Source organism: Streptomyces milbemycinicus, from assembly GCF_002154605.1.
In the GTDB taxonomy this organism is placed as follows: Bacteria; Actinomycetota; Actinomycetes; order Streptomycetales; family Streptomycetaceae; genus Streptomyces; species Streptomyces milbemycinicus.
Genome location: NZ_MUNE01000481.1, coordinates 1 through 11,437, shown reverse-complemented (window position 1 = coordinate 11,437; position 11,437 = coordinate 1). Strand labels below are relative to the sequence as shown.

The window sequence follows — 11,437 nt, the reverse complement described above, 5'->3', positions numbered from 1 at the left end:
TCGCCACCGGCAGCAACGACAAGGCGGTGCGCCTATGGGACGTAGCGACCGGCAAACGGCGCGCCACCCTGACCGGCCACAGCGACTTCGTAACGTCAGTGGCCTTCAGCCCAGATGGCCGCACGCTCGCCAGCGGAGGGTGGGATGGGAAGGCCCGGCTATGGGACGTGGCGACCGGTAGACCGCGCAGCGCCCCGGTCGGCCACGGCGACTACGTAACGTCGGTGGCATTCAGCCCGGACGGTCGCACCCTCGCCAGCGGCAGTAGCGACAAGACCGTGCGCCTCTGGGACGTGGCGACCGGCAAACGGCGCGCCACCCTGACCGGCCACAGCGACTTCGTAACGTCAGTGGCCTTCAGCCCAGATGGCCGCACGCTCGCCAGCGGCAGCGACGACACGACGGTGCGCCTATGGGATGTGGCAACGGGCAGACCGCGCACCACCCTGACGGAACACAGCGCGGTTGTCCGGTCGGTGGCGTTCAGCCCGGACGGCCGCACCCTGGCCACCGCCAGTGACGACAAAACAGTCCGGCTGTGGGACGTTTCGCTCCCCAACCCAGCCTCTTCAATCAAGAAGGTCTGCCAAGCAGTCCAAAGGTCCTTCACCCAGAGTGAGCGGTCGCTCTACCTCGCCGACCAACCCTCCACCCCCGTGTGCCGATCATGAGACTCAACCGTCGGTCCACTCTCCGTCGCACATCACATGCCTGCCCTTGATTTCGTGCTCCCCATGCCAGGCCTGTATTGCCTGCGGAAGCACCTTGAAATACGCGTAGGAGGCATGATCCTTCCGCGGGTCCCAGCCCCACCTCCGCGCGAAGGCGTCCGCCGCGTCGGAGGGCACCTCCTCAGCGGTGAAGGTTTCCACCCTTCCGTCGATCAGGACGACATCCCGCGTATGACCCAGCGCAAGGCGAGCCCGGCCCGTTTCCCGCAGGTTGCGCCCGGTGGGGTTGGTGAGTCTGGTCGACATCCACATCGCCGCGCCGTCCCAGAGGAACCACAGCGGCACCAGGCACGGCAGTCCGTCCGCGCCGGCGGACGCAACCCAGACGTCTTCCTCTGTCCGCAGTCTTTCGAGCACGTCACGCCGCCGTTGTTCAGCGCTGCGCGGTTCCTTGGCGATGTTCATGTCTCGCGACGGTACTGGCCACGGGGCCCGGACACCTCGGGCCATGGTCCTAGGACGTGTGCCGAGTTCCTGAACCCCCGGCGGACCCGGGCCGGGGTGAGCCTGCCGGGCTTGGCCGGCCTCTCCCAGGGGCGGCGGAGGTCGGCAGCCGCCCGGCGGAGAAGCCGGATCTGTGTGTGGGCGGCGATGACGAGCCATGTCCAGCGTTCGTCAGCCTCGGGGGTACGGATCTTCGGACGGGTCCAGCCGAGGGTCTGCTTCATCAGCCGGAATGTGTGCTCCAGGTCGAATCTCCTCAGGAAGGCTTGCCTCTGTCTCACCTGGCCTTCTTCAGTCCGCATTCCGGGGACAAGGCCAAGTGAGACTGTCCGGCCTCACCACGCACACGGGTCCAGCACGAAGACGGGGATCACGCGGTCAGTCTTCTCCTGGTATTCGGCGTACGGCGGATACGCGGCGACCGCGCGCTCCCACCACTCGGCCTTCTCGTCCCCGGTGACCTCACGGGCCGTCATGTCCTGGCGTACGGAGCCGTCCTGGAGTCCCACGCGCGGGCCGGACTTGACGTTGAAGTACCAGACCGGGTGACGTGGGAAGCCGCCCTTCGAGGCCACGGCCGCGTACCGCCCCTCGTGCTCCACGCGCATCAGCGGGATCTTGCGAATCTTGCCGCTCTTCACACCGCGCGTCGTGAGAATGACGACGGGCAGGCCCGTGTCCCAAAGCGTCGTCCCCTGCGTGCCGCCCGAACTCTCATACAACTCGACCTGTTCGCGCACCCACTGCGCCGGACTCGGCGCGTACTCGCCCTCAAGAGGCATCGCGGTCACCCCATCGTCGCGTACGGGTTCTATTGCTCAGTTCAACACAAGCCCTGCGCGGAGGCGAGACCGCCGGTGTCGCTCTGCTGACAACTCGTTCGGCCGAACCAGACGGCGGGTTACCGAAGAGACGGGACAGGGACACCCTCACGGCCTTCGTCTCGATCGGTGCACCTTGGTCGGAACACATGATCAGACGAAGGCCGCCTCTACGTCCGACGAACGCCCAGGCGAGCGGCCTAGTTCGAGGAGTATTTCGATTCACCGATAGCCTGTGTCACCATGACGCGTGCGTGGATCTGGCCGATACTGCTCGTGCTCTGCGGCTCAGCTGTCGCGACTGGGCTGACCTTCAGCGGGAGCCCCAGCGCAGCCGCAGCATTTCTGCTGGTGTTTGTGCTGCTGGCAGGCGTGAACTCGCCCCTGATCTTCCCGGAGTCGATCGGTGAGCAGGAGGCACAACGCCGCAGCGCGGTCGACGGCCGGCCGGTCGTCTTCTGGCGGCCGGGCTGCATGTACTGTCTGCGACTGCGTATCCGGTTGGGCCGTAGCGCCCACCAGTTGCATTGGGTCGACATCTGGCGTGACCCGGCTGGAGCAGCCGCGGTGAGGGCAGTCAACGATGGCAATGAGACCGTGCCGACTGTCGTCGTGGCGGGCAAGCCGCACACCAACCCAGATCCTGAATGGGTGCGCGAACGGCTCTCCCCTTCTGCGTGATCATGAGCGGGTCCCTGTCCTGTGCCACTGAAGATTGAGCGTGTGTCATCGAAATCTGAGTGGCCTGTGTCAGTCGTGGTCGCCGAGGGGCGGTCACGAGTGCCCCAGGTCGACGACCAGATCGCATCGGGAAGCGGCGGCGCTCTGTCGCATCGCCAGGTGCCGGAGTGCCAAGGGCTCATTCAGCCCACATCCCGAGCCGCTCGGCCAGGAAGGCGATGATCTCGTTCCGGGCCTGCATGGTGGGGTGACCGTCCTGGTCGACGAGGTGTGCCGTGACGACGCTGTGGGCGCAACCGACGACGTCACGGAAGAAGGGCGGAGGGTTCGTGTTCGCGGTCTCGGCTTTGAGTACGCGGCCGTCGAATGCGTCCCCGAGCAGCGCTCGGTAAGCCGCGAACCGCTGACCAGTGCACCACCTGTCGTTGTCGAAGCGGTAGGCGAGAACCTTCAATCCCTCTCGCGCTACGCGTTCAGCCACGGCAGCAGCGTCTTCGTCGCTGATCTCCAGACCGCCGGGATCGTCCAGCGGAAGCGACGGATGGTTGACCACTGGTGCGATGACAGCCGGTTCGAGCGCCATGGTCAAGGCGAAGTTGCCGGTAAAACACAGACCGACGGCGCCGACGCCAGGCCCGCCACGCTCGGCGTGCGCCAGGCGGGCGAGGCCGCGCAGCCATGTGACGACGGGGCTGGTGCCGCCACCGGCGAAGGCTCGGAACTCGGCGCTGACGCAGGCGCGTCGAACGACGGTCTCGCGTGCCCCGGCGAGCGGATAGGCACCGTCGACGCCGAAAAGAGAGGGCAGGTACACGGAGAAGCCGGCATCACGCACCCACCGCGCGAACCGCGCGACGTCGGGGCTGATACCCGGCATCTCGGGCATGAGGATGACTGCCGGTCCTGACCCGGCAACGTACACGGTCTTGTCGACGTCATCGACGCTGACGGCTCTCCGCGAGAAGTCGTCCAAGGGGTCGCTCTGTCCTCGCATGATTGTCATGACCGAGATGATGACGAGCGGCCGCCCTTCCGAGAAGCGGCGGCATCGCCACGTATCACGGTAATATCGCCACCCGTTCGAAGGCGCCGGAGGGGCCGCATGAGTCCGCTGCGCGTTGGTGTGCTGGCCTACCCCGGCTGCTTCGCGTCGGAGGTATTCGGCGTCCCTGACCTCCTGGCAATGGCAACTCACGTCGCCGCGGCGCAAGGGGCGGTTCAGCCGGCCTACGAGGCGTCGGTCATCTCGCCACGGCGTCGTGTGATCGCGGCCGGCGGTTCGGTCCTCGACGTCTCGGCGGTTCGCCCGGTGGACGTCCTGATCGTGCCGGGATTCGAGCTTTCGCCCACGCTCGATCTCGACGCGACACTCGCAAACCTGGGACCGGAGGCAGCGTCGATTCGATCGCAGGCGGCCTCGGGGACCGCTGTCGTATCGATCTGCGTGGGCGCCTTCCTAGTCGCTGAAGCCGGGCTGCTCGACGGGCGCCAAGCGACCACGTCCTGGTTGTTCGCGGATCGGTTCGCCCGCCGGTACGCCGACGTGCGCCTCCGCCCGGAGAGCTTGGTCGTGACCGACCGGGGGGTGACGACCACAGCGGCCTTCAGTGCCATGTACGACTTCGCCCTGCAGTTCATCCGCGAGCACGACGGCCCCCGCGTCGCCCGTAGCACCGCGCGTATCGCGCTTGTTGATGATGCGCGTTCCACACAGGCTCCCTATGTCGACCCGGGGCTCATACCCACTGTGGGCAGGGAGTTCTCGCTCAGCGTCAAGCGGTGGCTCGACCAGAACCTCAGTGCTCGCTATGACCTGCCCACCCTCGCCCAGGAGTTCCACGTAAGCACGAGAACCATGCTCCGCCGCTTCGGCGACGAAGCCGGCGAGACGCCACTCGCGTACCTGCAGACGGTCCGGGTGCGTCGAGCCAGACACCTGCTGGAGACGACCGACAGGACCGTCGCGAGCATCGCCGCCGACGTCGGGTACGGCGACCCTGGGGCGTTCAGCGGCATCTTTGCCAGACATACGGGCCAGCGGCCGAGGGAGTACCGCGCGATATTCCATCGTCGCTGCGACCACTACGGGTCAACCCGAACGGAGACTTGAGACCCGCCCGCGACGGCAACAGGCCCCCTCAAGGCCGGGCCAAAGCGCAGGCCTCCGCGAGCCCACAACCCCTACCACTGGCACACCAGCACCCCGGCTGGTCAAACTTCGATGGCACGAACCACTGGCCATCACTCTTCGGTGGCACCGCTCACCTGCACGGCTGCGACAAGTGTGTCGAGCTGCCCGCGAACGCGGGCGGCGGTGACGTGGTCGAAATAGTCGCGGGAGCTGATGATCTCACCGTCGCGCACCCGAAGGACGAAGATGCCGGGCAGCGCGAAGGGTTCTCCGGTCTCTTCGACTGTTCCCTGGTATTCGAACTCGGCGACGATGACCTCGGGGTCGGTCGTCTCATGGATCGTGATGTTGGTTGCCCGACGGCGCAGCTGGGGGCCGGCGCCGGTCGGCCTGAAGTGTTCGCGCAGCTCGTCGCGCGTACGGAGCGCGGCAGCACGAAGCGGGTCGAACGGGTGTACGACATGGGTCTGCTCCGCATACAGATCGGGCAGTTCCTTCCAGCGGCCCTCCGCGACACCGTTCACGAGCGCGAGGAAAACCTCTCGCGGGCTGAGGACTTGGGTCATGGCACTCTCCTGTCGTCTGCGCCGACATGCAGTGGCGTCGAAGTACTATCCGAAGTGCGGACTCCGATTATACGGAGTCGCGACTTCGGATAGCGACATACGAGTGAAAGCGCGATGAGCACCCCAGGTAACCGAGAGATGGGCAGCAGCCGACCGCAACGCGCTGACGCGCGAACCAACCGCGAGCGGATCTTGAACGTGGCCGAGGAGGTCTTCGGCAAGGGTGGCCAGTCTGCGTCCACCGAGGAGGTGGCCCGCCTGGCCAACGTCGGGATCGCCACAGTCTTCCGGCACTTCCCCACCAAAGCCGCGCTACTGGAAGCCGTTCTCGTGCAGCGGTTCGATCGCCTGCGCGCGCAGGCCGAAACGCTGTTTCACGCCACGGACCCGGGTACGGCGTTCTTCGACTTCTTCAGCCACCTCGTCGCCGACGCGGCCGGCAAAATCGCCATAGGCGAGGCCCTGCTCGAGGCCGGTGGTGACAACCCGGGCGACGCCGCTCAGGCATCGGACGGACTGCGTCGAGCCGTCGGTGCTCTGCTTCAGCATGCCCAACGCGCCGGCGCCGTCCGAGATGACGTCGAACTGCCCGAGGTGTACGCCTTGCTCGTCGCCACATCACGAGCCTCCGCACACACCCACCTCAAGGAGGAGGTACGAGACCGGATGCTTGCCATCGTCTTCGACGGCCTCGCCCCACTCCGGAACTCGCGGCCGCAGCTGAAGATCTGAAACCGGCCAAAGCTCTGGAGCCACAGCCCGAGTCCGCCCTCCTGTGGTGCCTTCTGCTGACGGTGACAGCCTTGGCCCTCAATGCGCCCCGCACGTCCCACACGTCCTACACGTCCCATCGAGGCCGGAGCCGAGAATCACCATGCGCCAAACCCTGGCCAGCATCCTGAACGCGGCGGCACACGGGCACTTCCCACCGCCCGACGGCGGCACGACCGTGGTGCCGCAACCGAGCTACCGCGACGCCGGGGTGATCTCGTTCACCGCACACTCCGTGGTGTTCACCGACGAGGATCCGCAGTGGGTACGCGCCACCTTGGCCTCCCTCGACTGCGACGAGTTGGCGGCCACGATGAATCCGCGCTTCTTGGCGGCGTTCCTGACCCGTACGGGGCGGTCGACCGACACCATAGACCTGCTCACCGTGGCGAGTGCCCTGCCGGGCGACCCCCCGCTGGAGCTGCGCGAGCTGGCTGACCCCGATCATCCGCGCGTGTCCAGGGCGCGTAAACGCCGGGACGATGTCCAGGTCTGGGCAGCCGACGGAGGTGTGCTCATTCTCGGCCGGGGCGTGGCCGGCCGCTGGGAGACGGCGATCGAGGTGGACGAGGACGTACGTCACCGGGGCCTGGGCCGGGCGCTGGCCACAGCCGCGCGGCATCTGGTGCCGGACGGCGGGCCGGTCTGGTCGCAACAGGCCGCGGGCAACGCCCGCAGCGTGCGCGCCTTTCAGGCGGCGGGTTTCCGACCGGTCGGCGCCGAGGCGCTGTTCACCGCGGCGTAGGCGCACCTGACGTCAGCCGGGCCCAAGCGCGGGCGCCAAGCGGGCATAAACGCGGACCAGCAGGTCACGCAGGCGGGTGTGCTCGGCGGCCATGAAGCGGTGCAGGTTCCGGGAGGCGAAGGCGATCCGCTGGGCGCTGCGGCGGCGTTCCGCGTCGTAGGCACGGAGGGCGGAGGGCAGGCCGGGGAGGACCCGACCTGATTGACCGCAGCCGAAGAGCGACGACTGCCGCGGGGGCGGCTCCTGACAGGGCGGCGTCGCCCGCCGGGCGTCGGCCAGGGCGAGTCCAGTCAGCCGTGGGCTGGGACTGAGGATCCCGCCCCGCAGCCCCGCGAGTACCTTCAGCCGCTCTTGTTCATCACGATGTCCGGGCACACATCCGGGTCCACATCGTCGAACAGCACAGGGCGCCCGCCGTCGCTGCCCACAGCCAGGAAGCTGATCGGGGCCGGCTTGCCCGGCTGTGGTCCTTCGTCGAAATCCAGTCTGATCTGCATGCCCTCGACGCCGCTGCGGGGCTCGTACTCCCAGGATCCGGAGCCGTCGAAAGATCCCGAGCTGTCGTCCCCGTGCTCGTAGTCGCCGTACCGCCAGTTCCGTACCTGGAAGGAAGCCTGCCCCTCGGGCGCGCCGGGACGATCGTACGCAAGGTCGATCTCCATCCCGCTCGTTCCCGCATACCGCCCGGGCAGCGCCGACTGACGCAGATCGGAGGCTGCCCGCGGGCAGCCGTGCGAGGGCTCTCCGCTGATCGCATTCATCAGACGCAGATAGCCCACGGCCAGCAACAGCATGAAGACGCACGAGAAGATGACACCGCGCGTCATCGAGCCATACATCCACCGCACCACGCGACGAAAGACCCCGCCCCCCGTCTTAGTAGGCATCCGGATGAATCCGTTCAGTCCACGTGACGGTCTGACTGGTGGTGCCCGCTGGCCCGGATCCTGGGTCGAGGGATTTCAGCCAGTCGTAGTAGCCAATATAGTGCAAGAACGACGAAACGCTCGTTTTGTTATCCAGGGTGTATTTCACAACAACCGATCCATCCGGATCGACGCCGTTGACCTGATACCGAACGTTATAGGAACCGAGATACGCCTGCCCCAGCCCATCCTCATCATTAGTGATGATGGCAGGCAGATCCTCACCGAACAACTTCCTCGCCGCACCAACCTTACCGTCCTCAGAAATGGAGTAATGCGCCTTCCCTACCCCATTCCCCGCCCTCCATCCGTCCATCGTCTGCCTTCGGATATCTTCCATACTCTTGCTGCGCTGTATGAGCTCGGTAAATTTGTCCCCAAGCGTGAACTCCTGATGATCCGGCCCTGCGTTACCGAGCCAGTCGAAGCCAAGATCGTACGGTGTGGTGTTATTTCGCTCAGGATGAGCGTCCTTGCCATCCAGCGCCAGGTTCAGGGAATTGAACTGAGCAATACTGAGCGAAGACGTGTGGTTGATGTCGGTCAACAGCGGCTTGGTATTGAACCACTGATCGACCCCTATGTCCTGCATGAGCGTGATCGAAAGATTTTCATCGATAATGTAGACCTTTCGAAGAACTTCTATTATTTCATCCTGGGCGTCATCGGCATCCTTCTGGGTGGCAGCATCGGGTGCATCCGCCGACTCACCGCCGCCGCCTTTCCGGGATACGCGACCATCGGCACTTACTTGCAAACCCTTTTTCTCTGCCCTGCTGACCGCGTCCTTCACCTCCCTTCGCGCCGCCCTGAGCTCCCCGACGCCGTCCATCAAGACCTTCCGGACGGCGGCGGCCACCTTGACTGCGCCCGCTACCTGACGCTGAATGTCGTCTATCTGCGTCCAGGCATAGGGGGCCGCAGCGCCCTCCCAGTAGCCCTTGTCCTTAAGGGGCTTGAGCACCTCGTCGCGCATTCGCCCCGGGAGCTTTTCCAGCTTCCTGTGCGCCTCTCCCCATTGCGCGGCAAGGTCGTCCAACGTGGAGAAGTCGGCAGACATCAGTTTCCGATAAAGGGCAGGCATCACTCATCACCATCCTGTGTCAGGTATGGCAAGTACGAGGGCGGGTACACGACGTCTGATGAGGCAGGGGACGCACTCTGCTTCACAAAGAGATCGAAGCCGTCCTTCACACCATGGTCGGTGCCGTCATACGCGCGGGCCGCCAACCGCAGGCTCTGAGCGATATTGGTGATCCAGCCGGCCACTAATCCCGCTTGCTCCTCCCACTTCTCGTGCGACCTCGTCAGCGCATTGGATGTCTGGAATCCCTCGAGGGCCGTGACAGCCTGTTTCGTCAGCCCCTCCAAAGACGCGGCGGGGGTACAGAAGGCGTCATGCACCTCATCCGCCTTCTCCGCGGCCCCTTCCAGCACCTTGTCCGCGATCCTGATGTTCTGCGGAACCGGTCCATACGTGCCGGGCATGAGCGAGCGTTTCGGCGGCGGGGCATCAGGGTCATAGATGTTCGGCTGACTGGGTGACTGAGCTTCCAGAGACGGTGGGGCCGAAAACCCTTCCTCCCCGGGAAGAAGTGGCAGGTATATACCAGACGGCTCAGGAAGCTCGCCATTGTCAGCTGACTCACCCAAAGAAAACTCCCCCTATCTTGATCGACTCCCAAGGCTATTACATTGACGGTGAAATATGCATGTCGGGCCGCCCGCGTACCCGACCTGATCGGGCACAGGATGTCGGGTCCGGGGGGATGCGCGCTGCCTAGCGTGGTGAGCGCACGAGAGGAAGGAAACCGGGCGTGCTGGATCGGCTCAACCATGCCATGGAGCACATCGAGCGCCACCTCGACCAGTCCATCGACGGGGCGGGGCTGGCGCGTATCGCGGCCACGTCGGAGTACCACCTGCGCCGGATGTTCTCGGCGCTGGCGGGGATGCCGCTGTCGGAGTACATCCGGCGGCGACGGCTCACCGTCGCGGGGGCCGAGGTGCTTGCGGGGGATGTGTCGCTGCTGGAGATCGCGGTGCGCTACGGCTACGGCTCGGGCGAGGCGTTCGCGCGGGCGTTCCGGGCGATGCACGGTGTCGGGCCGGGCGAGGCACGGCGCAGCGGTGCGGCGCTGGTCTCCCAGCCCCGGTTGACCTTCCGACTCACCATCGAAGGGAGCAGCAGTATGCGTTATCGCGTCGTGGACAGGCCGGCTTTCAGCGTCGTCGGCCTCAAGGCCCGGGTGCCACTGGTGCACGTGGGGCCGAACCAGGCGATCATCGACTTCATCCGCGGGATCGAGCCAGGGACCCTGGAGCGCCTGGAGAAGCTGTCGGACCTGGAGCCGCAGGGCATCGTCGCGGTCTGTGACGACCTGGACCCGAGCCGGGCCGAAGGCACCGAACTCGACTACTACCACGGGGTGATCACCTCGGCGGCGCCGCCCGAGGGTGCGGCCGTCCTCCCCGTTCCGGCCGGTAGCTGGGCGGTCTTCACCACCTCCGGGCCGATGCCGGAGGCGATCCAGTACCTGTGGCGCGACGTGTTCACGGAGTGGTTCCCGTCGAACCCGTACCGCAGCCGTCCCGGCCCGGAGATCCTGCGCACCCGGCTGTCGCCGGACAAGACCGAAGCCGACGCGGAGCTGTGGCTGCCGGTGGAGCGGGAGCAAGAGCGGAGCTAGTACGGCTCGCAGGCCGTCGACCGGCTGCGGCGGTACGGTGCGGGCGGGGTGAGTTCCCGTAACGTCACGGGTCTGCTCGACACGCTGGAACGCGCCCGGGTCGAGCAGGTCCGATCCCGGGGCATCCCGGGGTCACAGCTCCCATACCCCCTTGACCAGCGTGGACAGCCCGCCGCCCAGCGCGATCAGGAGGACGAGCAACCGGGCTCCCCGCTCCGGGACGCGCTCGGCGAGTGCCCTGCCGATGACCGCGCCCGCCGCCATTCCGGCCACGGCCAACGCCCATACGCCCGACTCCAGTCGGGGAACCCCGTTGGCGGCGATGGAGAAGGCGTTCACCACGATCCCGTAGAACTGTGCGTTCGGTACGAACTCGCGGACGGCCCAGCCCGCGTTCAGGGCGTACAGGGACACGGGTGGGCCGCCGACCCCGGCCGAGGAGTTCATGAAGCCTCCGGCGGCGCCCGCGGTCAGTGCTCCCTTGACGCCGTTCAGGGCGGGTACGCGTGTGCCGCCCATGACGAGCAGGACGGCCACGGTGACGAGGCCGCCCATGACGGCGAGGAGGACGGGTTCGGGCAGGTGGGCGGCGACCCAGGTGCCGGCCGGGACGGTGCAGGCGGAGGCGGCGACCAGGGGGATCATCGCGTTCAGCCGCACTTGCCGCCAGCCGCCTCCGGCGAGGCCCACCGCGCAGATTGCGCCGGCCGCGCAGTTGGCGAGGGCGACGCCCGGCGCCGGGCCGAGCAGCAGGACGAGGGCGGGCACGGCGACGAGGGCGAATCCCATCCCCGTCAGCCACTGCACGGACGCGCCCACCAGGACGACGCCGCCGAGTAGCAGTTCCGCCGCCCCAACGTTCATGGCCGGAAGCTTCTCATGGCCTGTTCCTCAGGGGCTCAGGGGCTCAGGGGCTCAGGGGCTCAGGGGC

The 11,437-nt window shown here is 66.6% G+C and carries 15 protein-coding genes and 1 pseudogene; 6 read left to right on the top strand and 10 right to left on the bottom strand.

Annotated elements, in window-relative coordinates:
- Positions 1–671, top strand: a 671-nt coding sequence (locus tag CCN51_RS34445) for a WD40 repeat domain-containing protein (RefSeq protein WP_143675976.1), incomplete at its 5' end; no start/stop codon positions are given.
- A gap of 3 nt (positions 672–674) precedes the next feature.
- On the opposite strand, the gene CCN51_RS34440 is transcribed toward CCN51_RS34445, so the two are convergent.
- From CCN51_RS34440 to CCN51_RS34430, 3 genes and pseudogenes are all read right to left on the bottom strand, one after another.
- Positions 675–1,136, bottom strand: a complete 462-nt coding sequence (locus CCN51_RS34440) for a pyridoxamine 5'-phosphate oxidase family protein (RefSeq protein ID WP_014178962.1) — start codon at positions 1,134–1,136, stop codon at positions 675–677.
- Positions 1,137–1,159: 23 nt separating this feature from the next.
- Positions 1,160–1,444 (bottom strand): annotated as a pseudogene (locus CCN51_RS34435) (NF041680 family putative transposase); the annotation flags it as partial.
- A gap of 66 nt (positions 1,445–1,510) precedes the next feature.
- Entirely contained in the window at positions 1,511–1,957 is a 447-nt protein-coding gene (locus CCN51_RS34430) for a nitroreductase family deazaflavin-dependent oxidoreductase (RefSeq protein ID WP_014178960.1), read from the bottom strand.
- 282 nt (positions 1,958–2,239) lie between these two features.
- Here CCN51_RS34430 and CCN51_RS34425 point away from each other — a divergent pair, with 282 nt between their 5' ends.
- Complete coding sequence (locus tag CCN51_RS34425; protein ID WP_014178959.1) at positions 2,240–2,677, top strand: glutaredoxin domain-containing protein; 438 nt, start codon at positions 2,240–2,242, stop codon at positions 2,675–2,677.
- A 178-nt stretch (positions 2,678–2,855) separates the two neighbouring features.
- Here the strand turns inward: CCN51_RS34425 and CCN51_RS34420 are convergent, their stop codons facing one another.
- Positions 2,856–3,650, bottom strand: a complete 795-nt coding sequence (locus CCN51_RS34420; protein WP_014178958.1) for a dienelactone hydrolase family protein — start codon at positions 3,648–3,650, stop codon at positions 2,856–2,858.
- Between the two features lie 129 nt (positions 3,651–3,779).
- Here CCN51_RS34420 and CCN51_RS34415 point away from each other — a divergent pair, with 129 nt between their 5' ends.
- Complete coding sequence (locus CCN51_RS34415; protein ID WP_043487438.1) at positions 3,780–4,787, top strand: GlxA family transcriptional regulator; 1,008 nt, start codon at positions 3,780–3,782, stop codon at positions 4,785–4,787.
- 131 nt (positions 4,788–4,918) lie between these two features.
- On the opposite strand, the gene CCN51_RS34410 is transcribed toward CCN51_RS34415, so the two are convergent.
- The gene (locus CCN51_RS34410; protein WP_014178956.1) at positions 4,919–5,374 is read right to left on the bottom strand and encodes a nuclear transport factor 2 family protein; all 456 of its coding nucleotides are present in this window, start codon (positions 5,372–5,374) and stop codon (positions 4,919–4,921) included.
- 138 nt (positions 5,375–5,512) lie between these two features.
- Between CCN51_RS34410 and CCN51_RS34405 the strand changes: the two genes are divergently transcribed.
- Positions 5,513–6,106, top strand: a complete 594-nt coding sequence (locus CCN51_RS34405; protein ID WP_014178955.1) for a TetR/AcrR family transcriptional regulator — start codon at positions 5,513–5,515, stop codon at positions 6,104–6,106.
- Positions 6,107–6,248: 142 nt separating this feature from the next.
- Positions 6,249–6,890 carry a GNAT family N-acetyltransferase gene (locus CCN51_RS34400; protein WP_014178954.1) on the top strand — a complete coding sequence of 214 codons (642 nt, stop codon included), beginning with the start codon at positions 6,249–6,251 and terminating at the stop codon, positions 6,888–6,890.
- Between the two features lie 12 nt (positions 6,891–6,902).
- Here the strand turns inward: CCN51_RS34400 and CCN51_RS34395 are convergent, their stop codons facing one another.
- From CCN51_RS34395 to CCN51_RS34385, 4 genes are read right to left on the bottom strand one after another with little or no spacing between them, the layout of a single operon-like run.
- Positions 6,903–7,265 (bottom strand): hypothetical protein, encoded by a 363-nt coding sequence (locus CCN51_RS34395; protein ID WP_078610602.1) that lies wholly within the window; start codon positions 7,263–7,265, stop codon positions 6,903–6,905.
- Entirely contained in the window at positions 7,232–7,717 is a 486-nt protein-coding gene (locus CCN51_RS54540; protein ID WP_055413999.1) for a hypothetical protein, read from the bottom strand. Before CCN51_RS54540 ends, CCN51_RS34395 begins: the two co-directional genes overlap by 34 nt.
- A 49-nt stretch (positions 7,718–7,766) precedes the next feature.
- Positions 7,767–8,876, bottom strand: a complete 1,110-nt coding sequence (locus CCN51_RS34390; protein ID WP_014178952.1) for a hypothetical protein — start codon at positions 8,874–8,876, stop codon at positions 7,767–7,769.
- Positions 8,877–8,899: 23 nt separating this feature from the next.
- Positions 8,900–9,304, bottom strand: a complete 405-nt coding sequence (locus tag CCN51_RS34385; RefSeq protein ID WP_014178951.1) for a hypothetical protein — start codon at positions 9,302–9,304, stop codon at positions 8,900–8,902.
- Positions 9,305–9,633: 329 nt separating this feature from the next.
- Between CCN51_RS34385 and CCN51_RS34380 the strand changes: the two genes are divergently transcribed.
- Positions 9,634–10,506, top strand: a complete 873-nt coding sequence (locus CCN51_RS34380; protein WP_014178950.1) for an AraC family transcriptional regulator — start codon at positions 9,634–9,636, stop codon at positions 10,504–10,506.
- A gap of 132 nt (positions 10,507–10,638) precedes the next feature.
- On the opposite strand, the gene CCN51_RS34375 is transcribed toward CCN51_RS34380, so the two are convergent.
- On the bottom strand, positions 10,639–11,370 hold the full coding sequence (locus tag CCN51_RS34375; protein ID WP_014178949.1) for a sulfite exporter TauE/SafE family protein: 732 nt from the start codon (positions 11,368–11,370) through the stop codon (positions 10,639–10,641).
- Positions 11,371–11,437: the final 67 nt, after the last annotated feature.